General features: G+C 66.7%; 19 protein-coding genes and 1 pseudogene. 9 read left to right on the plus strand and 11 right to left on the minus strand.

From position 1 onward, the window contains the following. Positions 1 to 290 precede the first annotated feature (290 nt). From ag85A to glf, 6 genes and pseudogenes are all read right to left on the minus strand, one after another. Positions 291 to 1307: a diacylglycerol acyltransferase/mycolyltransferase Ag85A gene (gene ag85A, locus MSM1_RS06395; RefSeq protein ID WP_213440697.1), complete on the minus strand. Its 1017-nt coding sequence runs from the start codon at positions 1305 to 1307 to the stop codon at positions 291 to 293. A gap of 424 nt (positions 1308 to 1731) precedes the next feature. Continuing rightward, the gene (gene zomB, locus MSM1_RS06400; RefSeq protein ID WP_374101659.1) at positions 1732 to 3738 is read right to left on the minus strand and encodes a flagellar motor control protein ZomB; all 2007 of its coding nucleotides are present in this window, start codon (positions 3736 to 3738) and stop codon (positions 1732 to 1734) included. Beyond that, positions 3716 to 4630, minus strand: a complete 915-nt coding sequence (locus MSM1_RS06405) for a decaprenyl-phosphate phosphoribosyltransferase (protein WP_213440699.1) — start codon at positions 4628 to 4630, stop codon at positions 3716 to 3718. The genes zomB and MSM1_RS06405 overlap by 23 nt, the downstream gene beginning before the upstream one ends. 18 nt (positions 4631 to 4648) lie before the next feature. Beyond that, positions 4649 to 5209 (minus strand): phosphatase PAP2 family protein, encoded by a 561-nt coding sequence (locus MSM1_RS06410; RefSeq protein ID WP_213440700.1) that lies wholly within the window; start codon positions 5207 to 5209, stop codon positions 4649 to 4651. After that, positions 5202 to 7106, minus strand: a complete 1905-nt coding sequence (locus tag MSM1_RS06415) for a glycosyltransferase (protein WP_213440701.1) — start codon at positions 7104 to 7106, stop codon at positions 5202 to 5204. The genes MSM1_RS06410 and MSM1_RS06415 overlap by 8 nt, the downstream gene beginning before the upstream one ends. Before the next feature lie 244 nt (positions 7107 to 7350). Then, positions 7351 to 8523, minus strand: a pseudogene (glf, locus tag MSM1_RS06420) (UDP-galactopyranose mutase); the annotation flags it as partial. A 210-nt stretch (positions 8524 to 8733) separates the two neighbouring features. Between glf and MSM1_RS06425 the strand changes: the two are divergent. Then, complete coding sequence (locus MSM1_RS06425; RefSeq protein ID WP_213440702.1) at positions 8734 to 9642, plus strand: hypothetical protein; 909 nt, start codon at positions 8734 to 8736, stop codon at positions 9640 to 9642. A 187-nt stretch (positions 9643 to 9829) separates the two neighbouring features. Next, positions 9830 to 11467, plus strand: a complete 1638-nt coding sequence (locus MSM1_RS06430) for an N-acetylmuramoyl-L-alanine amidase (RefSeq protein WP_213440703.1) — start codon at positions 9830 to 9832, stop codon at positions 11465 to 11467. 16 nt (positions 11468 to 11483) lie between these two features. Here MSM1_RS06430 and MSM1_RS06435 read toward each other — a convergent pair whose 3' ends face one another. The 4 genes from MSM1_RS06435 to MSM1_RS06450 form a co-directional block, all read right to left on the minus strand. Then, positions 11484 to 12299, minus strand: a complete 816-nt coding sequence (locus MSM1_RS06435) for an HAD family hydrolase (protein WP_213440704.1) — start codon at positions 12297 to 12299, stop codon at positions 11484 to 11486. Between the two features lie 61 nt (positions 12300 to 12360). Then, on the minus strand, positions 12361 to 13113 hold the full coding sequence (locus MSM1_RS06440; protein WP_213440705.1) for a 1-acyl-sn-glycerol-3-phosphate acyltransferase: 753 nt from the start codon (positions 13111 to 13113) through the stop codon (positions 12361 to 12363). A 197-nt stretch (positions 13114 to 13310) separates the two neighbouring features. Next, the gene (locus MSM1_RS06445; protein WP_213440706.1) at positions 13311 to 14213 is read right to left on the minus strand and encodes a 1-acyl-sn-glycerol-3-phosphate acyltransferase; all 903 of its coding nucleotides are present in this window, start codon (positions 14211 to 14213) and stop codon (positions 13311 to 13313) included. A 411-nt stretch (positions 14214 to 14624) separates the two neighbouring features. Then, positions 14625 to 15401, minus strand: a complete 777-nt coding sequence (locus tag MSM1_RS06450) for a 1-acyl-sn-glycerol-3-phosphate acyltransferase (protein WP_213440707.1) — start codon at positions 15399 to 15401, stop codon at positions 14625 to 14627. Positions 15402 to 15545: 144 nt separating this feature from the next. On the opposite strand from MSM1_RS06450, the gene MSM1_RS06455 reads away from it, so the two are divergent. The 7 genes from MSM1_RS06455 to MSM1_RS06485 all read left to right on the plus strand — a co-directional run bounded on the left by MSM1_RS06455 (position 15546) and on the right by MSM1_RS06485 (position 21787). After that, complete coding sequence (locus MSM1_RS06455; protein WP_213440708.1) at positions 15546 to 16568, plus strand: hypothetical protein; 1023 nt, start codon at positions 15546 to 15548, stop codon at positions 16566 to 16568. Then, positions 16565 to 17158: a DUF5134 domain-containing protein gene (locus tag MSM1_RS06460; RefSeq protein ID WP_213440709.1), complete on the plus strand. Its 594-nt coding sequence runs from the start codon at positions 16565 to 16567 to the stop codon at positions 17156 to 17158. Before MSM1_RS06455 ends, MSM1_RS06460 begins: the two co-directional genes overlap by 4 nt. A gap of 127 nt (positions 17159 to 17285) precedes the next feature. Further along, on the plus strand, positions 17286 to 18848 hold the full coding sequence (locus MSM1_RS06465; RefSeq protein ID WP_213440710.1) for a Rieske 2Fe-2S domain-containing protein: 1563 nt from the start codon (positions 17286 to 17288) through the stop codon (positions 18846 to 18848). A 233-nt stretch (positions 18849 to 19081) separates the two neighbouring features. Then, the gene (locus tag MSM1_RS06470) at positions 19082 to 19453 is read left to right on the plus strand and encodes a hypothetical protein (protein WP_213440711.1); all 372 of its coding nucleotides are present in this window, start codon (positions 19082 to 19084) and stop codon (positions 19451 to 19453) included. A gap of 1 nt (position 19454) precedes the next feature. Further along, positions 19455 to 19586 carry a MerR family DNA-binding transcriptional regulator gene (locus tag MSM1_RS06475; protein WP_213440712.1) on the plus strand — a complete coding sequence of 44 codons (132 nt, stop codon included), beginning with the start codon at positions 19455 to 19457 and terminating at the stop codon, positions 19584 to 19586. A 3-nt stretch (positions 19587 to 19589) separates the two neighbouring features. Next, complete coding sequence (locus tag MSM1_RS06480) at positions 19590 to 20084, plus strand: IS607 family transposase (protein WP_307857341.1); 495 nt, start codon at positions 19590 to 19592, stop codon at positions 20082 to 20084. Beyond that, positions 20081 to 21787, plus strand: coding sequence for a hypothetical protein (locus tag MSM1_RS06485; protein ID WP_213440714.1), 1707 nt, complete (start codon positions 20081 to 20083; stop codon positions 21785 to 21787). Before MSM1_RS06480 ends, MSM1_RS06485 begins: the two co-directional genes overlap by 4 nt. On the opposite strand, the gene serS is transcribed toward MSM1_RS06485, so the two are convergent. Continuing rightward, entirely contained in the window at positions 21776 to 23038 is a 1263-nt protein-coding gene (serS, locus tag MSM1_RS06490) for a serine--tRNA ligase (RefSeq protein ID WP_213440715.1), read from the minus strand. The genes MSM1_RS06485 and serS overlap by 12 nt on opposite strands. Positions 23039 to 23075: the final 37 nt, after the last annotated feature.

The following is a 23075-nucleotide window of genomic DNA, read 5'->3' on the forward strand; positions in this document are numbered from 1 at the left end:
GGCGCACGCCCGGCCCCGAGAGGTAGTGAACCATAGTCCCCGCGACGAGACACCGGAAATGGCTCACGGCGGCACCGCTGAGGGGGTGCCGCCGTGACCTCTCCCGTTTGAGTCCCGTTAGAGTCCCGTTAGAGCCTCCTGTTAGAGCCTCCCGTTAGCCTCGGCACTCCGGTGCTCTGGGAGTGCTCTCCGCCCAGCTCCTCAACGGGCGCTTCGCGCCCGTATCGTCGCCGGGCCACACCAACCGCCCAGCTCCTCAACGGGCGCTTCGCGCCCGTATCGTCGCCGGGCTAAGCACCCTGGGCCGCGGGGGCGGTGCTGGGCGTCGCGCCCAGCGTCCGCTGCAAGTCGGGCTTCATGGCCTGGAGCTGAGCCCCCCAGTATTCCCAGCTATGCGTGCCGGTGTCCGGGAAGTTGAATACCGCGTTGTGACCACCGGCGGCGTTGTAGGCATCCTGGAACTTCAGGTTGCTGGTGCGCACAAAGCCCTCTAAGAACTTCGCCGGCAGGTTGTCTCCGCCCAGATCCGAGGGCTTCCCGTTGCCGCAGTAGACCCACAGGCGAGTGTTGTTGGCGGCGAGGGTTCCCACGTTCAACAGCGGGTCGTTGCGCTTCCACGCCGGATCGTCCTTCGGACCCCACATGTCGGCGGCCTTGTAGCCGCCCGCGTCCCCCATCGCGAGGTTGATCAACGACGGGCCCATTCCCTGGGAGGGATCCAGCAGACCGGACATCGCGCCGGCGTAGATGAACTGCTGCGGGTGGTAGGTCGCCAGGTTCATCGCCGACGCCGCGGCCATCGACAGGCCAACCGCGGCGCTGCCCGTGGGCTTGACCTGCTTGTTGGCCTGGAGCCACTGCGGGAGCTCGCTGGTCAAGAAGGTCTCCCACTTGTAGGTCTGGCAGCCGGCCTTACCGCAGGCCGGCTGGTACCAGTCGGTGTACCAGCTGGACTGGCCGCCTACCGGCATCACCATCGACAGACCGGACTGGTAGTACCACTCGAATGCGGGGGTGTTGATGTCCCAGCCATTGTAGTCATCCTGGGCGCGCAGACCGTCGAGCATGTACACCGCCGGGGAGTTGGGCCCGCCGCTTTGGAACTGAACCTTGATGTCGCGGCCCATCGACGGCGAGGGCACCATCAGGTACTCGACGGGCAGGCCCGGCCTGGAGAATGCCCCGGCGGTCGCCGAGCCCCCAAAGATACCGATCAGCCCCGGCAGCAGGGAAGCCCCGACGGCCCCGACCATGAGTCGGCGCGGCATCCCCGATACCGCGCCGCGCAACCAGCCAACAAATCTCATCCTTGCTTCCTTCACCCCAATCGCTGTAGGCCAGACTGCACGCGCTTGGCGCAGCAGTGCCCGTGTAGTCAACCACACCGTCGCGCCGCGGTGCTCCTCGAGTGCGTCACCGAACCGTTCCGTCACCGGTGGCGCTGCGGGCGGACACCCCGGGACCCGCGCCCGCCAGGTGGTGCATACGGGTGTGCTCCCAAGCGGGTCTTAGCCGGTGAAAGCTCCAAGCGGTGTTGCTGCCTGCACCGCGGGCGGCCGCGTCATCCGCACCGCGGCGGCGTTGCGAAAACCGCGGAAATTCCCGCACGAAGGGACGCACCATGACGATCTCACGGCCGCCAACCCCGGTCCGCGGGAACGCCAGCACGGTGTCGCGATGCCCATTCAGCGGGCGCGGTTGCCGCGCGCCACGAACCCCAGAATCGCAGCATCAGGGGCCGGTCGCGGGCAGGCCGGTGTAGGGGGTGCCCCCTAACTCCGGAAACTCCAGCCCGCATCTGATGAGCTCGTAGCGCGGAACCCGATCGATCCGGTACGTCGTGAATTGGTAGGAGTGCAGCAGATTCGAGACGAACCGGCGCAGCGTCAACGGGGCACGAACCGAATTCAGGACGGCTGCGGTCGCCGGGCACCGCAACGCGGCCCTGGCCTGTTCCACCCACGCCGGGTCCAGATACGGCGGCACACCCACGAACGGGCCTTCGGCGATGGCCCAGTCCGGGAAGAGATTTTTGTCATGGCCTATCCTGCTGTGCTGCAGGCGCGCGGTGTGCGCCGCCAAGGGATTGGCCAAACCGATCTGGTCGATGACCCGCACGTCCAGGCCGACGTTCATGCCCACCATGCCGATGTTGGTGAAAAACACCGTGTGAGGCCCTTTTTCGGCAGGATCCCGGCCTGCTTGGGCTCCCGGGCGGCGTGGTGACGGCGCGACGGCCGAGTGGCTCGCCGGCACGACATCCCACTGGGTGTAGTTGCCCGAGGGCAGCAGCAACGCCCCCGCCGGGGTGTTGTTGAGGGTCACCAGGATTGCCCGCATCCGTGGGTAGTCCAGGTAATCGGCGGCGGTCAGCGGGTGCGCGTGCCCGGTTGCTTGCGCGTAGAAGCGGCGCTCGTCGACGATGCCGGAGTAGGTGACGCGAGTGGCGTCATCACCCATTCCCGGCGAGTTCGCCGCCCACAGCGACCAGCCCGCGGCCGCCAGCCACAGCGCGCTCGCGGTGCCGACCAGCCAATAATCGGTTCCCTGGGTGGATTTCTTTGCCTCAGGAAACACCAGCGGGATGACCGCCACCGGAGCCAGCAAGCAAAAAACCGGAGTCAGCAAAACCCGGCCATGCATAAAGTCGCCGCCTTGCCGGATCCAGTAGAGCGCCTGCAGCAGCCCGCTGACTTCGATGAACACCACGACGGCCGCCGGGCTTTGCAGCATGCGCGCTAGCTGCCTGTTGCGCTGCGATACGGTGCCCTGGCCCGGAAGCGGCCGGGCCCAGGCCAGCAGCACGCCAAGCGCCGCTAACAGCACCGCCGGTACCCATAGCGCGTAGGGCCGGGTGAAATTGGATAGGTAGATCAAGCCCTGCGGCCATTTGTCGCCGGCAGCGTCTTTGGCCAGCGCGGTGCCGGGCACCAGCAGCCCGTAGTAGCCCATCCGGAAGACCTGGTAACTCACCGGAAGCAGCCCCGCGGCAACCACGATCAGTGCGCGGCGGCGCCAGCCCTGGGCGGTCCCCAGCATCATGATCAGCGCCAGCCCGCCGATCAGCGCCAGCTCCGGACGCATCAGCACACTCAGCCCGGCAAGGAACGCCAGGCCAGCGGTGAACGCCTGGCTCTCCGGTCGCGTCCGCGGGGCTTGCGACCAACAGACCATCAGCCACCACAGCAAGCCCAGGTAGGCCATCACCAGGCCACCTTCCAGGCCAGACGTAGCGAAATCACGCGACGGTGGTATCGCGATGTAGACCAGGGCCCCGGCCGGCACCATGATCGCGCGGCGGCCCTGCAGGCCGGGTGTGTACAGCCGGGCCGCGCCCAGCATGACCAGCACCATGCCCAGCACCGACAGCAGCAGCGCCAGCACCAGCGCCACGTATTCCAGGCGCATCGGCCCGCCGACCCACCCGCCCGCATACAGCAAATAGGTCCACGCCGTGGAGGTGTTCGCCTCCACCCGCTCGCCTTCGTTGAACACCGGTCCGTTTCCGGCCAGCAGGTTACGCACCGTGCGCAAGACGATCAGGCCGTCGTCGGCGATCCAGCGTCGTTGCCAAGCCCCCCAGCCGAACAACACGGCGACCACGGCGACGCTCGCCCAGAGGCTCACTCGGGCCGTGGCATCAGCGGGAAACCAGGACCGGCCCGCCCGCCTGGCCCTGGGCCGGTGCGCCAACACGGCGGTCCGTGGAGTCGGGTTAGCCGAACGCAACAGCAGCACCAACTGCTCCTATCCAGGTCAGCGCCAACAGTTGCAGCACCCGGTCGCGCAACGCGATGTCCTCGGGCTCCCCGGCCAGGCCGCCGTCGACGTCCACCGCGTATCGCAAGATCGCGATGGTGAACGGGACCATCGACACAACGAACCAGGAGCCAGAGTAGCCGTCACGTTCAAACGCCCACAGCCCATAGCACACCACCACCGCGGTCGCCGACATGGTCCAGACGAACCGCAAATAGGTGCTGGTATAGCTCTCCAGCGATTTGCGGATCTTGGCGCCGGTGCGCTCGGCCAGTTGCAGCTCGGCGTAGCGCTTACCGGCCACCATATACAGCGACCCGAACGCCGCCATCAGCAAAAACCACTGCGAGAGGTGGATGCCGGTGGCCGCGCCCCCGGCGATCGCGCGCAGCAGATACGCCGACGAGACGATGCAGATGTCGATCACCGCCTGGTGTTTAAGGCCGTAGCTGTAGGCCAGCTGCATGCCCAGGTAGACGGCCATCACCAGCGCCAGGTTCGGGGTCAGCCACCAGGAGATCGCCACGGACGCCACACCGAGCGCCGCGGCCAGCGTGTAGGCCAGCCACTCGGGCACCACGCCGGCGGCGATCGGCCGATACCGCTTGGCGGGGTGCTCGCGGTCGGCCTCCACGTCGCGGACGTCATTGATCAGATACACCGAGGAAGCCGCCAGGCAGAACGCCGCGAAGGCGACGCACACGTCGGCCAGCACCGCGACGTAGTCGTAGTGGACGTCGGCACTCCACGCCGCCAGCGGCGCGGCCAACACCAGCACGTTTTTGATCCACTGCCGCGGGCGGACCGCCTTGACCACCCCGGCGATCAGGTTCGCCGGCGGTCCGGTCACCGGCACTACGTCCTCACTCATTGGGCACCCCGTCCGTTGTCACCCGGCTTTCCCCCGCAGACGGGGGCGCCAGCACGGCGGGCAGCCGGCCAGCCGCCCGTCGACGCGGGCGGTGATGGCTGCCACGGCGGCGCCCACCGCCACGCCCGCGGCGACGTCGCTGGGATAGTGCGCCCCCAGCAGCATCCGGGACAGCGCCATCGGGGGCACCAGCACGGCGGACAGCGGCATCCCGGTGGCCCGGGTCAGCAGCATGGCCGCGGCCGTGGTCGAGGTGGCGTGCGCCGACGGGAAGCTCAGCCTACTCGGTGTGCCGACGTTGACCGCGATCGCCGGGTGCTGCGGACGCTGGCGGCGCACCAGGCGCTTGATCAGCACGGCAGTGGCGTGCGCGGCGAGCGCTCCGGCTCCGGCTACCATCCAGGCGCGCCACCGCCGCGGCTGGCTCAGAGCACCCAGCGCCGACACCGCTAACCAGCCGATGCTGTGCTCGCCGAAGTGCGACAGGCCGCGCGCTGCCGTCAGCACGCCGGGGCGGTCGGCCAGCGCCGACTGGAGGGCAACCAATGCGGCGGCTTCGCCGCGCGCCGGCTCAGGCATGCTCCGATTGGTTGTCCGCCGCCGACAGCAGCACCGTTTCCCATTTTTGCTGGCTGGACAGCACCGGCAACGCCTCCCGATAGATGCGGCGCATCTCGTTGAACCGGCGCGCCAGCTCACGCTGGCGCCGCAGCGATTGCCACAGCAGCGAGAGCATTTTGGCCCGGTCGCGCTTGCGGTAAACCACGCCGCGCCCGTCGGCCGTCGTCACGGTCGCGCCGTCGAGCGTGCACAACTTGAACCAGCGCGCGTCTTGGGTGGGCACATTGAGCTGCGGACGCCGGTGGTGCGCCGGGTCGGCCTTGGTGAGGTTGTGCAGCGCCCCGCGGGCCAGCCGATAGCCGATCGCAAGCGGGTGCGCCGGCGGCTTCACCGGCGTGTTTTTTTGCGACGGTGGCGGCAGCTCGCTGGCCGCGGGCAGGACGACCGCGTCGGGATAGTCCTTGCGGATCCGGTGCACCTCCGCCAGCGCCGTCTTCAGGATCGAGAAGATGTGCTCGGGTCCGGCGAGAAAGTCATCGATGGCCTTGTTCTGAATAGCTACTGTCGAATACTCCAAACAGGCAAGGTGTTTCAGCGTTGCCTTCAGGTGGCTTCGAACCAGCCCGGTGACCGGTCGGTCCCAGTGCATGGCCGCCACCACCAACCGGTTGCGCAGGTGGAAATAGGCCTGCCAGTCGATGGCGTCGTCCTTGTCGCTCCAGGCCATGTGCCAGATCGCGGCACCAGGCAAGGTGACCGTCGGGTATCCGTGCTCGCCCGCGCGCAGGCCGTAGTCGGCGTCGTCCCATTTGATGAACAACGGCAGCGGTTGTCCCAACTCCTCGGCGACCTGGCGCGGGATCATGCAGGTCCACCACCCGTTGTAGTCGACGTCGATGCGCCGATGCAGCAAGGCGCTGCGAATGTTGTTGCCATTCAACGGATACTTGGCGAAATCATGGTCGTATTCGGTGTGCGGGGCGGCGGTCCACATGAAGTTCGCCCGATTCACGACCTCGCCCATGATGTGTAGGTGCGATGGCTCCTGAAGGTTGAGCATCTGCCCGCCCACCAGCATCGGAGTCTTGGCAAAGCGGTGCATCGCCAGCACCCGCAGGATCGAGTCGGGCTCTATCCTGATGTCGTCGTCCATGAACAGGATCTGTTGACAATCAGTATTTTTCAGCGCCTCGTACATCACCCTGCTGTAGCCGCCGGAACCTCCCAGGTTGGGTTGGTCGTGAATGGAGAGCCGATCGCCCAGCGGTGCGGCGGCGGCCGGGAAATCCGGGTGGTCGCGGACCTTCGCGGTACCCTGATCTGGTACGATCACGGCGCCGATAACTTTGTCCACCAATGGGTCTGAGGTAAGAGCGCGTAATGCGTTGACGCAGTCGCCAGGCCGGTTGAATGTCGGTATTCCGACGGCGATGTTGGCAACCCCGGGGGCCGGTGTGGTGGCATACCAACCCGCGCGGCACAGGGTGACGTCGCTGTCAGTGGTGATGTCGAACCAGATCCAGCCGCCGTCCTCGAACGGATCCAGTCCGACCTCGAACTCCACGGTGATCGGCTGGTTTTCGGGGCTGGCGAATCCGCGGCCCTCGATGAAAATTCGCGCCCCGGTTGCCTTGCTCCGATAGACGTCGACGCGCCCGGCGCCGATCAGCTCGGCGTGCAGCACCACCGAGGTCAACGTCGTCCAGCGTCGCCAGTAGCTTGCTGGAAAGGCGTTGAAATACGTGGCGAATGACACCTCGGACTGCGCGGAGATGTGCAGCGTTGTGCGGCTTGCCGCCCGCGCGCGCCGGGTATTGGTGATCGACTCTTGCAGGTACAGTGCGCGCACGTCGAGCGGTTCACCGGGGCGCGGCAGGATCACCCGGGCCAGCAAACTCGTGGCTGCGTTACCCATCCACGGTCCCTTCGTTTAGGCCTGGCGACGATGCAGGCCGCCGCGCGGCCTGAGGAGGAGCCGGCCCATTAGCCAGGCCCGGCGGCGATGCAGGCCGCCGCGCGGCCTGAGGAGCAACCGGCCCATTAGCCAGGCCCGGCGACGATGCAGGCCGCCGCGCGGCCTGAGGAGGAGCCGGCCCATTAGCCAGGCCCGGCGACGATGCAGGCCGCCGCGCGGCCTGAGGAGCAACCGGCCTGTCTTCGAGGGCCGTGCCGTTACGTAGGTGCGGCGCGAGGACGTTCTCGAACATGTTCAGCGCGCTGGCGATGGCCATGTGCATATCCAGATATTGATAGGTGCCGAGCCGTCCGCCGAACAAAACCCCCGATGATGCGGTCTCGGATTTCGCGCGGGCCCGGTAAGCGGCCAACAGTGCGCGGTCTGCTTCGGTGTTGATCGGATAGTACGGCTCATCATCGTCACCTGCGAACCGGGAGTACTCCCTCATGATCACCGTCTTGTCCGTCGGGTAGTCGCGTTCGGGATGGAAGTGGCGAAACTCGTGGATGCGCGTATAGGGCACGTCCAGGTCGCTATAGTTCATCACCGGTGTGCCCTGGAAGTCCTCGATCGGGAGCACCTCGACGTCGAAGTCCAGTGTGCGCCAGCCCAAGCGGCCCTCGGCGTAGTTGAAGTAGCGGTCCAGCGGACCGGTGTAGACCACCGGGGCTCGCGGATTGGCCGCGCGGAGCTCGTCGTGGACAGCGAACCAATCGGTGTTGAGCTGGACCTCGATGCGCTTGTCGGCGACCATCTTCTGGCACCATGCGGTGTAGCCGTGGACCGGCAGGCCCTCATAGGTGTCGTTGAAGTAACGGTTATCGAAGGTGTAGCGCACCGGCAGCCGGGTGATGTTGGATGCCGGCAGCTCCCTGGGGTCGGTCTGCCACTGTTTAGCGGTATAGCCCTTGATGAACGCCTCATATAGTGGGCGGCCGACCAGTGAAATCGCCTTCTCTTCGAAGTTTCGTGCGTCGGCGGTGTTGATCTCTGCGGCCTGCTCGGCGATCAGCCGGCGTGCCTCGGCGGGGCTGAAATACCTGCCGAAAAATTGACACACCAGCCCTAAGCCCATCGGAAACTGGTAGGCCTGCCCGTTGTGCATCGCAAACACCCGATGCTGGTAGCCGGTGAAATCGGTGAACTGCCGCACGTAATCCCACACCCGGCGATTGGAGGTGTGAAAGAGGTGCGCACCGTATTTGTGGATTTCGATGCCGGTTTGCGGCTCGGCCTCCGAGTATGCGTTACCGCCGATATGGGGCCGTTTCTCGACGATCAAAACACGCTTGTCCAGCTGTGTCGCCACACGTTCGGCAATCGTCAGGCCAAAAAATCCGGCGCCGACGACGAGGAGGTCGAAGCGAGCGGTCATCGGTTGCCTAGGGTATCCGACCTGTGCGGGCTCAGCCCGGTCGACGGCGCGCGCGGCGCTCGTCGACCTAAGGTCGCGATTGCCTCACAATTCAATATAGCAACACTAATACCACTTGTCACACCAGTACCATCGCTGGTGTGGGTCCAGATCATGCCGCACAGGCAGGACAGCCCGCGCTAACAGCTAGTCCAGATTGAGGAGACTTCCGTGCCGAACCGACGCCGACGCAAGCTCTCAACAGCCCTGAGCGCGGCTGCCGCGCTGGCCGTCGCGAGTCCTTGTGCTTACTTCCTTGTTGACGAATCGCTGGCGGACGCCCAGCGTGAGCACCATGAGTTCGTGCCGGCGGCGGTGGCAAGCGACCTGCCCAATGAGCTGATGACCGCGCTATCGCAGGGTTTGTCCCAATTCGGGATCAACCTGCCGCCGGTACCGAGCCTGACAGGCGCAAGCCCCGGGCTCGCGCCGGCGGGTATGACGCCCGCAAGCACCCCGGGACTCACCCCGGGCCTGACCAGTCCGGGTCTGACCAGTCCAGGTCTGACTACCCCGGGGTTGACCACCCCTGGTTCGACGGTGCCCTCGACGACCGGCCCCTTGACGGATCCCTCGCTGACCAATCCGGCGCTGACCAACCCGACTACGGCCACTCCGGGCCTGACCACCCCGGCCGGAACGACTCCGGGCCTGACCACCCCGGCGGGAACGACTCCCGGCCTGACCACCCCGGCCGGAACGACTCCCGGCGCGACCGATCCATCCCTCATACCGGGGCTCACCAGCCCGGCGGGTGTGGACCCGTCGCTAACCAGTCCCGGCGCGACCCTTCCCGGCCTCACCAGCCCCAATGAGGTACCGATCACCACGCCGGTCGGGTTGGACCCGGGGGCCGGGGGCACCTACCCAATTCTTGGTGACCCATCGCTGGGCGCTGCACCGGCGGCGGCGCCGTCGGGCGGGCTCATCAGCGACGTCATGAACACCGCCAATCAACTGGGCGCCAGCCAGGCCATCGACCTGATCAAAGGCATGGTCATGCCGTCGATCATGCAGGCCATCCACAATGCCGGTCCGGCTGCGGCGGCTTCAGCAGCGGCGCCGGCCCCGGCCACCTAACAACCTGGCGGTTGAGGAACGTCTCACCCTCGACGGCACCGCGGAGGCGACCCGGATCGGATCCTGCCCGCTCTGACATCGGGGCCCCGCGGTGCCGTCGGCCCCAGCGGATAGTTATGTTTACTTTATTCACATAAGAACCGTGTCGTAACTGTTACAACAGTAGCCCCATACGTACCATCGGCACGTGCCCGCACGTAGCGCTGCGCCGAGGGCTTTGCCCACCGCCGTCGCGGCCAGCCTCATCATGCTGACATGGGCAGTCGGCCCGACACCCGCGACCCGCAATCAGCCACCATCCGACGCCCGATTGAGCCTGCAACCCTTGATCGGGCTGGGTGGGGGGATCACGGTCCGCGAAATAACCCGGCGCACGCCGTTTTCCATGGTCGCGTTGACTGGCGGAGACCTCACCGGCACATCGGCGCGGGTGCGTGCCAAACACGCCGACGGCTCCTGGGGCCCATGGTATAAAGCCGAGACACTGGCGGCGGGGCGTGACGGAGCGACTCGTGTCCCCCGCGGCACCGACCCGGTCTTCGTCGGCACCACCACTACCGTGCAGATCGCCGTCAGCCGGCCGCGGGGCGCACCGGTGACACAACCAGCCGTGCAGGAGCCCGTCCAAGAGCCGTTACCGCAGGCAGTGGCCGACTCCGGCCTGGGGTACCGGCCGGCGACGGCTGAAGAGCCCCTCGCGCAGAATATCTCGGCGGTCCTCATCTCCCCGCCGCTCGCCCCGGTCGATACCCAATGGACGCCACCGACAGCGGTTATGGCTCCGGGGCAGCCCCCAACCGTCATCAGCCGCGCGCAGTGGGGCGCCGACGAATCGATACGATGCGCAAATCCACAGTATGGCAATAGGATTCGCGCAGCCGTAGTCCACCACACCGCCGGCGGAAATGACTACTCCCCCCAGGAGTCAGCGGCGATCGTGCAGGCTATCTACGCCTATCACACCAAGACCCTGGGCTGGTGCGATATCGCGTATAACGCGTTGGTCGACAAGTACGGCCAGGTGTTCGAGGGACGGGCCGGCGGGATCACCAAGGCCGTCGAGGGATCGCACACCGGCGGATTCAACCGTGACACCTGGGGTGTGGCAATGATCGGCGACTTCGACGAGGCTGCCCCGACACCGATCCAGCTTCGCACCGTCGGCCGGCTGCTCGGCTGGCGGCTGGGCATCGACGGCGTCGACCCCAGGGGCAGCGTGACGCTGTCCTCCGCCGGCGGCTCCTTCACCAAAGTGCCAGCCGGCGCGACGACAACCCTGCCCGCTGTTTTCAGTCATCGCGACGTCGGCAACACCGACTGCCCGGGCAACGCCGCCTACGCACTGATGGATGAAATCCGAGATACGGCAGCACATTTCAACTATCCACTCGGCGCCGAGGAGCTGGCAGCCGCGCTGCGGGGCGGTGCCATCTATCAGCGATGGCAGGAGATGGGCGGCCCGAACGGCGTGCTGGGCTCGCCGACGTCGCCGGAGTCCGTGGCGGCCGGTTCGGCGCGCTACGTCACATTCGACAGGGGCGCGATGTACTGGTCACCCGAGACCGGCGCGCAGCCGGTCACCGGCGCGATCTATGACGCCTGGGCGTCGCTGGGCTACGAGCGTGGTGCGCTGGGGTTGCCGACCAGCGGGGAGATCCAGGAGCCCCAGTGGGTGAAGCAGAACTTCCAGCACGGCACGTTGAACTTCAGCCGGCTCGACGGCACGGTCACCCGCGTCATGGACGGAGTCGCACTGGAATTGCCACCCCCGCCGCCGAGCGGTCCACCGGTGCAGCTCGAACGGTTTTCACCCCCGATCGGCTGACACCGAGCGGCTGAGGTCACAGCCACCAGCGTTCCAGCACCCGCGCCACCCCGTCGTCGGTATTGGGCGCGGTGACCTCGTCGGCTGCGGCGATTGCTTCGGGATGCGCGTTGCCCATCGCCACGCCGTGACCGGCCTGCAGCAACAGCGGCACGTCGTTAGGCATGTCACCGAATGCCACCACGTCGTCATCGCTGATCCCCAGCGGCCGGGCGATCTCCGCGACACCGGTGGCCTTGTTGACGCCCAGCGGCATGATCTCCACCAGTCCGTTGTCGGTCGAATAGGTGATATCACCCTCGATGCCGATGTGCTTGGCCAGCTCGGCGGCCATCTCGACGCTGCGGGCACCGGCCTTGCGGATCAGCAGCTTGACCGCGGGCGCACTGAGCAGGTCTTCCATCGACACCTCGGTGTTATCGGGGTTCAGCCAAGCGTGCTCGTAGCCCGGTGAGCTGACGAACTGCGGCGTCGCGGTGTCGTGCGCGCTGCCGCCGACTCGCTCGACCGCAAGCCCCGCCCCGGGGATCACCCGTGCAGCGACCTCGGCCAACTCAGCGAGGGTGTCGACGCCCAGGGTGCGCACCGCCACCACCCGGTCGAGAGCGGGATCGTAGATGACTGCTCCGTTGGCGCACACCGCCATCGGCGTGAATCCCAGCGCGTCGACGACCGGGCGCACCCACCGTGGCGGACGCCCGGTGGCAAGGACGAACCGCGCGCCGGCGGCGACGGCGGCATGAATGGCGTTGTGGGTGCGCGGGGTGATGGTCTCATCGTCGGTGAGCAAAGTGCCGTCCACGTCGCAGGCGATCAGCGCGGGCAGCGTCATTGACTGGCTCCGCGCGTGCCGTTAGCCCGGGTGGTCACGGCGATCCGTGTCGGCGTCGGCATCACCGGCCGACCTTGCCCCGTTGTTGAGCACGCTCGCGCAATTCCGCCGCGCGAAGAGCCTTGGATTCATCCGGGGTTGGTGCGCTGCCTCCCAGTCGCCGCGGCACCCAATACGCCCCCGGGGGATGCGGGTACTCCTCCTGCACCCGGTACAGCAACGAGTTCATCCGGTGACGCAGGATTGCGTTGAGTTGCTCGGCATCACCCGATGGCGGCAGCGGCTCGCCGGCCACGACGCTGATCGGAACGTTGGCGCGGAACAGGTTTTTCGGATGGTCTTTGCCCCAAATCCGATGTGCCCCCCACACAATCAGCGGAATGATAGGCACCTGCGCATCCAGCGCCATCCGCGCCGCCCCGGTCTTGAACGGCCGAAGTTCGAAGCTGCGACTGATCGTGGCCTCCGGGTGCAGCCCGATCAGCTCACCGTGCTTCAGCCGCTGCACCGCGGCCGCATACGCCGCGGCCCCGGCGTTGCGATCCACCGGGATGAGCTTGATGTGTTTGATCACGAAATTGACCGGGCGCACCTCTTGCATCTCCGCCTTGATCAGAAACCGGAGCCGCCGGCGCCGCCGATATGCGGCGAGGGACGCCGGGAGCCAATCCACGTAGCTGGTATGGTTCAGCGCGATGACCGCACCGCCCCGGTCGGGGATGTGCTCCAGGCCCTCGAACTTGATCTTGATTCCGTTGACCGTGACTATCGGCGGGACGATGATCTCCATCATGCGGAAAAATGGCTCCGCCATGTTCGCTGCTCCTGTTATTTAATTCCCGTTATTTAATTCCCGTTATTCCCGGTGTCCCAGCGAGGGTGCTCGATAGCCGCCCGCCCGCGCGACCCCCGGGTTCCTGCGTGTCTTAGGTGTCCTGCGGTGTCCTGCTTCGACCGAACGCCGGCCGGCCCCGATGTCGCGACGAGCGGCGCCGGTGCCGGCCGGCGTCTTCAGGCGATCCACTTCGACCGGTCACCGTGATGCCAGCGGGTCGTCGGGGGTCGCCGATCCTCGTCATGGCCGTGTCTGGCCTTCACCACCGGCCGGGGCCGGGAGAAGAATTCCATCCGCTTGCCCTGTTGTTCCACCCACTTACGGGCGGCTCTACCCCGTCCCACCGGGTTACGCGCCCGCTCGGCGCGCTCGGTAGCTTCGATCGCCGTCGCCTCCTCGAGGGTCGGGGCGCTGCCGCCCAGCCGGCGCGGCACCCAGTACGCCCCCGCGGGATGCGGATAGCTCTCCTGCGTCTGGTGTAACAGCACGGTCATTGCCTGGCGCAGCGCGCTTTGAGTGCGCTCCACCGTGTCGGCGGCACGTATCGGCGCGCCGATGTTCACTATTACGGGAAATTTGTTGTACCCCAATGACTTCGGATGGTCTTTAGTCCAAATTCGCTGTGCTCCCCAGACGATGAGCGGGATGATCGGCACGCCGGCGTCGTGAGCCATTCGGGCCGCTCCGGTCTTGAACTCCCGCAGTTCGAAACTGCGGCTGATTGTCGACTCTGGGTGCACGACGATCAGCTCCCCCCCGCGCAGGCGGTGCACCGCGGCCGCGTAGGCGTCAGCTCCGGCGCTGCGGTCCACAGGGATCAGCCTGGCATGCTTTATCACAAAATTGACGAGCGGCACCTGCTGCAGTTCTGCCTTAATCAGAAACCGCGGTCGGCGGCCACGATTGACCGCCGCGTAAGCCGCCGGCAGCCAGTCCACATAGCTGGTGTGGTTCATGGCGATCACCGCCCCGCCGCGCTCGGGGATGTTCTGCTCGCCGATAAAGGTGATCCTGGTGCCGGTGACGGCGACGGCGGCTTTGGCGAGGATTTCCAGCGCGCGGAAGACAGGCTCGGCCATGCCCGCTACCCCCTTCGTCTCGCCTGCCCCGGCCGGTCCCGCCGTGCGGGGGCCGCCCTCGCTGCCAACTTCTCCGCATCCAGCCGTGCCCTAGAAGCCGGCGCGTTGCCGCTCGGTCGGCGTGCCCGGTACCCGCCCTTGGGGCGGGGATACCGCTTCTGAGCCCCGTGCAGCAACGACGTCATCTTCACACGCAAGTCGGCAGTGGCCTGATCAATGTTACCGTGAACGAGCAATGTGGAGGCCGCCGCAACGGCGACCGGGACGACCGGCATGCGGCCGCGCGGGGTGGCAGCGGTGGTTTTGGGCGCCGGGACGATCGGGTTATTTTCCGCGTGGACCATCCGGGCGCAGCCCGTGTTGAGCGCCACCCGGTGATCTCAAAGGCGCGGAATGCCGGCTTCATCCCCGTTACCCCGGTGCGCCGGGAGGACCTGCCCGTTCGGCACGACGGGCCGCCCGCTCGGCCGCCTCCTGGGCATCTTTTCGCGCGGCCTCAGCCAACGACGGAGCGCCGCCGCACAGTCGGCGTGGCACCCAGAACTCACCGGCTGGATGCGGCCCGTAGGCCTCCTGCACTCGCTCCAGCAAATGCTGCATCCGGGAATGCAAGAGCGTGGTGAGCTCCGGCGCCTGCAGCGTCGGCTGAATCGGCTCACCCACCGCAACCGCGATCGGCACTTTGGGGCGCACCAGTTTCTTCGGGTGGTCTTTCGTCCATATCCGCTGGGCTCCCCACACGATGTGCGGCACGATCGGCACCCCGGCGGCGATCGCCATCCGGGCGGCACCGGATTTGAGCGCCTTGATCTCGAAGCTGCGGCTGATGGTCGCCTCCGGGTAGACGCCGACCAGTTCACCGGCCTTGAGCATCTCGACCGCCTTGTCAAACGCCGCGCCCCCGTTGCCCCGGTCCACCGGGATGTGGCGCATCCCGCGCATGAGGGGTCCGGTGATCTTGTGGTCGAACACCTCCCGCTTGGCCATGAACCGGACCTTGCGCCCGAGGCCCTGCCGGTAGGCCGGCAATCCGGCGAAGGTGAAGTCGAAATAGCTGGTGTGATTGATCGCGACGACCGCCCCGCCGCTGGCCGGCAGGTTTTCCACCCCGGTGATCGTGAACGTCAACCCCTGCATCCGCCACGCCAAGCGTGCGAGCCGGATGACAGCCCCGTACACCGGTTCCACAATGGTTCAGCGTAGTGCGGTATGCACCCGGCGGAACTCGCGCAGCGCCCTAACGGTACCCGCGTAGGGTCTCGACCGGTGCCCGGACCATCTGCTAGGCATGGACGCCATGAGGCGCCCGGGCGGTGAACGGATGTGACTGGGGTGCCAGCGACCGTCGGCGCGGTGACACCGGAAGCGCTCCAGGATGCGTCACGCCGGGCCCGGCTGGTCTTGGCCGCCGTCTGGGTGCTCGACGGGTTTTTGCAGTTCCAGCCTTACATGTTCACCCCGGCGTTCGGCAAGCAGATGCTCGCCGGCGCCGCCCAGGGCAACCCTCGCGTTATCGCCCAGCCCGTCGTGTGGGCGGCCGGCATCATCGCTGAGCACCCGGTCGCCACCAACGCGCTGTTCGCGACGATTCAGCTCGCACTCGGCCTGGGGATCGCGTTTCGGGGCACCGTCAAACCGGCGTTGGCCGCATCGATCGTCTGGTCCGTGGGGGTCTGGTGGCTGGGCGAGGGCCTGGGCGGGGTGCTCACCGGCTCGGCTAATCCCCTTTCCGGCGCGCCCGGGGCGGTGATCCTCTATGCGCTGCTCGCCGTCCTGCTCTGGCCGACCCCGGACAACTCGAAGCTTTCAGACCGGACGTGGTCGTTCCTCGCCGCCCGGTCCGTCGGACCGAAAGTGGCGGGAGCGCTATGGGCGCTGCTGTGGGGATTCTCGGCATATCTGGCGCTGCAGCCGGCCAACCGCAGCCCCCAGGCGGTGCATGACGTGATCACCGCCATGGCCGAGGGTCAACCTGCCGGGCTGGCACACCTGGAGCAGGCCGCCGGGCGGGCCCTCGCCGGGCATGGCGGCCCTGCCGCGGTGATCCTGGCGGTCGTGTTCACGATCATCGCGGTGGGCGTGTTCCTGCCGCCACCGCTGACCCGGGCGGTGCTGGCCCTCACCGTGCTTTTTGCCGGTGTGATCTGGGTCGTCGGCGAAGCGCTCGGCGGTGTGTTGACGGGCCAGGGCACCGACCCTTACTCCGGTCCGTTGCTGGCGTTGCTGGCAGCCGTCTTCTGGCCCTTGCGGATCGGCAACGCCTCGCCGGCCCGCGAGCTATCCTCAGCCGGCGCTCCCGGTCCCGCCATCGGCCAACAGCCAACAGCGCATCAGCCAACAGCGCAACACGGATGAGCGCGCCCTTCTGGTACAACGCCGTCGTCGCCGCGCTCATGCTGGCGACGTCACTCTTTGCGGCCGGCCGGCTGGCCACCGCGGCGCTGCGCCGCCACGCCGTGCACTGCGACGTGGATGTGGCGGACCTGCTGATGGGCATCGCGATGGCCGACATGTTCCTGCCTCAACTCGCCATCCTGCCCAACACGACCTGGGCGCTGGTGTTCGCCGCGGCGATGGTGTGGTTTTTTGCCCGTAGCGTGCGCGAGTACGCCCGCTACGGCCCGTCGGTGCACGTTGCCGGCCACTACCCGCCGCACTCGGTGCAGGCCGGGGCGATGGTCTATATGGGTCTGGCCGCGCGGAGCATGCCGGCCATGTCGGGCCCTATGGGCAGCGCTATGGGCAGCGGTGGTGCCGCACGCCTGCCCCTGCTGGCTTTCCTGCTGGTGGTGTTCATGGCCGGCTATATCGTGTTCCTCGTCGACCGGCTCGGCTCGCCGCCGCCCCCGCGGCCTACCCCGCCGTTGCCGGCGCCACGCACCGCTGACCTTCAGATGATCGCGATGAGCATCGGCATGGGCTGCGCCCTGGTCACCATGATCTGAATCATGATGCGAATGCCGTGAGGCCCCGCCCCGCGTCACGCGGGGCGGCAGGTTGGCACACGGCCCGCCGCTGCGTCCCGGGCCGCTAAGCTCGGGGCGACACATCAGCGACTCGGAAAGGGCACCAGTGCGGGTCACCAGCATCGGTCACGCCGGCTTCCGGATCGAGACCCACGCCGGCGCTATCCTGTGCGATCCGTGGCTCAACCCGGCCTACTTCGGCTCGTGGTTCCCGTTCCCCGATAACAGCGCACTGGACTGGGACGCCCTGGGCGACTGCGACTATCTGTATGTCTCGCATCTGCACAAGGACCACTTCGATGCCAAGCTCCTAAGCGAGCACGTCAACAAGGACGCGGTGGTGCTGCTGCCGGACTATCCGTTGCCCGACCTGCGCCGTGAGCTACAGAAGCTGGGATTTCGGCGCTTCTTCGAGACGACCGATTCGGTCAGGCACCGGGTCAGCGGGCCCAAAGGCGATCTCGACGTGATGATCATCGCGCTGCGGGCGCCCGCCGACGGCCCGCTCGGCGACTCGGCGCTGGCGGTCTCCGACGGCGAGACCGTGGTGTTCAACATGAACGACTCCCGGCCGGTGGACCTCGAGATGCTGGGCTCGCAGTTCGGGCATGTCGACGTGCACATGCTGCAGTACTCCGGGGCGATCTGGTACCCGATGGTCTACGACATGCCGGCGCGCGCCAAAAAGGCGTTCGGCATCCAGAAACGCCAGCGCCAGATGGACCGCGCCCGACAGTACATCGCGCAGGTGGGCGCCAGTTGGGTGGTGCCCTCGGCGGGCCCACCGTGTTTTTTAGATCCCGAGCTGCGCCACCTCAACGACGACCACGGCGATCCGAGCAACATTTTCCCTGACCAGATGGTCTTCCTGCGGCAGTTGCGGGCACATGGATATCACCATGGGCTGCTGATGATCCCCGGCTCGACCGCCGAGTTCACCGGCTCACGGTTGAACTCGCTGAGTCACCCGCTTGCGAGCGACGCCGTCGAAACCATCTTTACCGATGGCAAAGCCGACTACATCGCCGACTACGCGGCCCGCATGGCGCCGGTGCTGGCGGCGGAAAAGGCCCGCTGGGCGCCCCCCAGTGGTGACTCGCTGTTGGAGCCGCTGCGCGCGTTGTTCGAACCTCTCATGGCCCAAAGCAACGAAATCTGCGATGGTATCGGCTATCCCGTGGAACTGGTGCTTACGGCCGGAACCCAGCAAGAGACCATTGTGTTGGATTTCTCTAAGCGTGTTGTGCGCGAACCGATCCCTAACGAGAAGTTCCGTTACGGCTTTGCGGTGCCAGCAGAGTTGGTGCGAACCGTGCTGCGGGACCACGAGCCCGACTGGGTCAACACCATCTTCTTGTCCGCACGGTTTAGGGCGTGGCGGATCGGTGGCTACAACGAATACCTGTACACCTTTTTCAAATGCCTGACCGACGAACGGATCGCCTACGCCGATGGCTGGTTCGCCGAAGCCCACGACGACACCACGTCGATCGCACTGGACGGCTGGGAAATACAGCGCCGCTGCCCCCACCTGAAAGCTGATCTTTCGAAATTCGGTGTGGTGGAAGGCAATACATTAACGTGCAACCTGCATGGGTGGCAATGGAATTTAGATACCGGTCACTGTCTCACGGCGCGCGGTCACCAGCTGCGGTGCTCGCGGCTGTGAGGGCAGCGGCTAACCTACGCCGCTCGGCGTTGAGTGAGCTGGGCTAGCGGAGGGCTAGCGGACGGGTTGAGAACAGCTGGTGATTTTGTTGGCCGGTAGCGGTCGGCCGGTTGTTGTCGGACTTGTTTGAGAGTATGTGACTGCCGGACTCTCGCCAGTCTGGGTTCGGATGGTTTTGTTGGTCATTATTGGCCACGTTGGTGGTGCGTTCGATGCGTGATGGAGGAAATGCGATGAGCGCGAAGGTTGTCGTCAGCGCCTCGCTGTCCAGCAGCTATGACAAGCGGTATGTCGTCGTCGACGAGGCGACCGGTGAGGTGCTCGATGATGCTCAGGGCTACGGATACAAGGCCGCGCAAAACGCGCACCGCGCACACGCCTTTAAGTCGATGTCGGCGAAGAAGAAGCGCGAGCGCGCCGCGGCGAAACGACGTGTGCAGCGTTGGTGTGGGCAGCACCCAGAATTCGTGCAGCACCTCGAACAGGCGGCGTTCTACGCGATGAAGGACGGCGAGAACGTCACCGCAGCGGATGTGCGGGCGATGCTGGCCGAAGATGGCCTCGAATTGCCTTTTCCGGTCGAAGACCTGATGAGGCATTGGTGACATGGCTCATCGTGGCCCTGATGATTATGTGTCGGCGACCGCGGCGGCCTACCGGTTGGGGGTGTCGACGCGGACGTTGCGCCGCTACACCCAACAGGGCCGGTTGCCCGATGCCCGCGGTGCCGGTGGGTGACGGATCTTCCGGGTCGGCGACCTCGATGCGCTCACGCGTAAACCTCGAACAGGCACGGCTGTTGGGTACGCGCGGGTGTCGTCTCGACGGCAGCAGGCCGAAGGTGACCTTGATCGGCAGGTCGCGCGACTACAGGAACATGGCATCGATTTGATCGTGTTTGCCGATGTCGCGTCCGGGTTGGCGGACCGCCGGGCTGGGCTGGGTAAAGCGTTGAGCGAGTGCATGAAACCCGGTGTGGATCGGCTGGTGGTGGAGCATCCTGACCGGTTGGCGCGGTTCGGGGTCGGGGTGATCGAACACTTGTTGGCCGGCTATGGGGTGTCGGTGGTCTACATCGGCCAGCCCGAGAACGAGTCAGCTGAATCAGAGCTGGCGCGCGACATGCTGGCCATCGTGACCAGCTTCGCCGGCCGACTGTACGGGCAGCGCTGGGCGAAGACGAAGCGGCTACGGGCCGCGGTGTCAGCTGAGACCGAATCCGGTGATGCGGCATGACCGATCGTGAGTTGCGCGCGTGGCGCGGGGTGAAGCCGGTCGCTGCACCGGTGGGCGTGGCGATCAGCACCCGGGTGCGCACGACATCGCAGGACGATCAGGTGTTAGAGCGTGTGGCTGAGCATCTAGGCCGGTTGCGTCGCGCTGATCTTGCCGTGGTGTCTCGGCCCGGGCCGGTCGACGCGGGACGCGACGCCGACGAGCGGCGACAGCTGCGTCGGGATCGGTTGAATACCCGCAAGAAACGGTTGACTGCGGCGTCGTCAGCGCGGTGGGCCAATGCGATCATCGCCGCCAATGATGATCGGGTCCGCCGGGCCCGCGATGCCCAGTACCGCCATGGGGCGGGGTTACGGGCGGCGATCGCCACCATCGAGGCGCGTCTAGCGGCGCCGACCGCGGACATGCTGTCCGTCGCTGAGCGTAAGGCCCGCCGAAAAGCCAAGGCCGCCAGAGGGTATGCCAACCAAGCTGAACGTTTCCAGAAGCAACGTAGGCTGCGGCATCTACGGGGCGAGCTGGCCCGGGCGCAACAGGACCGCGCTGACGGTGTGGCGCATGTGGTGGAGGGCGGTAAACGCCTGGCTGCGACGCGCCATCACCTCGACAAGGCCGGTCTGACCGAAGCCCAGTGGCGCCGGCGGTGGCAGGCATCCCGGTGGCGAATCAGGGCGAACGGCTCGCCCGATGAACCGTTCGGGAATCTCACGATCACAGTGACCCCGGCCGGGCAGGTCAGTATCCGGTTGCCGAAACCGTTGGAACACTTCGCGAACGCCCCACGAGGCCGTTACGTCCTCTCCGGCCGCGCGGTGTTCGCGCACCGCGGCGGTGAATGGGTCCAGCGGATCATCGGCGCTAACTCGGTGTCCTACGCGATCAGCCGCAAACCCGGCAGGGCTGGGGTGTATCTCACCGCGGCGTGGGCGATCCCGTCTGTGCCGTACTGGGTAGGCCGCGACAATTGCGCAGTCGGCGACGGCGTCTACGCCATCGGGTCGGTGGTGGGAGTGGATCTCAACGATGGGCACCTGGCGGTGCGCCGGCTGGACGCCCACGGCAACCCCGTGGGTGCGCCCAGGCGGATCGACATCGACCTCACCGGGTCGGCGTCGCGGCGTGACGCCCAGGTCCGCCACGCCATCACCGCGCTGATCAAGTACACGCGCCGCCACGGTGTTGCGACGATCGCGGTGGAGGACCTCGACTTCGCCGACGCCAGGATGAGCGGGCGGGAAACTATGGGCCGCGGCGCACGCGGGAAACGGTTCCGCCACACCGTGATATCACGCATCCCGACCGCGGTGTTCCGCAACAGGCTCGCAGCCATGGCTGACCGTGCCGGCATCCAACTGCTGGCAGTCAACCCGGCTTACAGCAGCATTTGGGGCGCCCAACACTGGCAGCGCCCCTACCCCAACGTCACCCGACACCAGGCAGCAGCCACCGTGATCGGGCGTCGCGCCCAAGGCTTTTCAGCCCGGCGGCGGGAAGGTGTGACACCACAGCGACCAGAGGATCATGTGGTGAGAGCTACCAACCAGGCCGGGCCCGACAGCCGACAGGTGACCACCGGTAGCCGCCACCGACCAAGGACGCGAGGAACCGAATCTCGCCCACCTTGCCGGAACGTACGCGGTGATCCGGGCCGGGCAACCGTTACCCCGGCACAGTTGGCCAACAACGACCAACTACGTTTGTAACGGTTCTAAAAGCTCGACGCCCACGAACGGGATCAGCGCGTCGGGAACGCGCACGCTGCCGTCGGGACGCTGATGGTTCTCCAGGATCGCAACCAGCCAGCGGGTGGTGGCCAATGTGCCGTTCAGTGTCGCGGCGATCTGCGGCCTTCCGCCGGCGTCCCGGTAGCGGGTGGCCAGCCGCCGCGCCTGAAACGTCGTGCAATTCGACGTCGACGTCAACTCCCGATAGGTGCCCTGCGACGGCAGCCATGCCTCGCAGTCCAGCTTGCGTGCCGCTGCCGAACCCAGCTCGCCTGCGGCGACGTCGATTACCCGATATGGCACTTCGATGCGGGCCAGCATCTCCTGCTGCCAGCCCAGCAGCCGTTGGTGCTCGGCTTCGGCGACATCTGGCGTGCAGTACACGAACGCCTCCACCTTATCGAACTGGTGTACCCGGATTATCCCGCGGGTATCTTTGCCATAGCTGCCGGCCTCCCGACGAAAACACGATGACCAGCCCACGTAGCGCAACGGCCCGCCGGAAAGATCGAGGATCTCGTCGGCATGGTAACCAGCCAGCGGCACCTCGGAGGTGCCCACCAGGTAAAGGTCGTCGGCTGCCACGCGATACACCTCCTCGGCGTGTGCGCCCAGAAACCCGGTTCCCGACATCACCTCCGGGCGCACCAGCACCGGCGGGATCATCGGGATGAAGCCGTTCTCGACGGCCAGCCGCATCGCGAGCTGCAACAGCCCCAGCTGCAACAGCGCGCCCCGGCCGGTCAGGAAGTAAAACCGCGAGCCGGACACCTTGGCCCCGCGCTGCATGTCGATAAGGCCCAGGGTCTCCCCGAGCTCGACATGATCGCGGGGGTTGGCGAACTCGCCCGGTTCCCCGACGACGTCGAGAACCTTGTAGTCGTCTTCCCCTCCCGCGGGCACCCCCTTGAGCACGACGTTGGAGATCGCCAGGTGCGCGGCCGTGAAAGCCGCCTCGGCGGCCACCAGCTCGGCCTCGGCGACCTTGACCTGCTCTGCTAATTCCCTGGCCCGTCGCAGCAGCGCCGGGCGCTCGCCATCGGATGCGGCGGCGACCTTCTTGCTGGCGGTCTTCTGTTCGGCGCGCAGCGAATCGACGGCCGAAATCGCGGCCCGGCGTGCGGCGTCGGCCGCTAGCAACTTGTCCACCAGCTGCGGGTCCTCGCCACGGCTGATCTGGGAGCGGCGCACCGCATCAGGGTCTTCACGGAGCAGCTTGAGGTCGATCACGAGACAGAACCCTACTGTCGCCCGCTGCCAGCGAACG

It is taken from the genome of Mycobacterium sp. SM1 (assembly GCF_018361265.1).
GTDB lineage: Bacteria > Actinomycetota > Actinomycetes > Mycobacteriales > Mycobacteriaceae > Mycobacterium.

Coding starts and splice junctions, on each gene's coding strand:
- ag85A (WP_213440697.1), bottom strand. CDS start 1,307: ATGAGATTTGTTGGCTGGTTGCGCGGCGCGGTATCGGGGATGCCGCGC.
- MSM1_RS06435 (WP_213440704.1), bottom strand. CDS start 12,299: ATGACGCTGCCCGCGCTGATCGCCTGCGACGTGGACGGCACTTTGCTC.
- MSM1_RS06415 (WP_213440701.1), bottom strand. CDS start 7,106: ATGGGTAACGCAGCCACGAGTTTGCTGGCCCGGGTGATCCTGCCGCGC.
- MSM1_RS06440 (WP_213440705.1), bottom strand. CDS start 13,113: ATGGCGGAGCCATTTTTCCGCATGATGGAGATCATCGTCCCGCCGATA.
- MSM1_RS06475 (WP_213440712.1), top strand. CDS start 19,455: ATGGCTCATCGTGGCCCTGATGATTATGTGTCGGCGACCGCGGCGGCC.
- MSM1_RS06485 (WP_213440714.1), top strand. CDS start 20,081: ATGACCGATCGTGAGTTGCGCGCGTGGCGCGGGGTGAAGCCGGTCGCT.
- MSM1_RS06460 (WP_213440709.1), top strand. CDS start 16,565: ATGAGCGCGCCCTTCTGGTACAACGCCGTCGTCGCCGCGCTCATGCTG.
- MSM1_RS06405 (WP_213440699.1), bottom strand. CDS start 4,630: ATGAGTGAGGACGTAGTGCCGGTGACCGGACCGCCGGCGAACCTGATC.
- MSM1_RS06410 (WP_213440700.1), bottom strand. CDS start 5,209: ATGCCTGAGCCGGCGCGCGGCGAAGCCGCCGCATTGGTTGCCCTCCAG.
- MSM1_RS06470 (WP_213440711.1), top strand. CDS start 19,082: ATGAGCGCGAAGGTTGTCGTCAGCGCCTCGCTGTCCAGCAGCTATGAC.
- MSM1_RS06445 (WP_213440706.1), bottom strand. CDS start 14,213: ATGGCCGAGCCTGTCTTCCGCGCGCTGGAAATCCTCGCCAAAGCCGCC.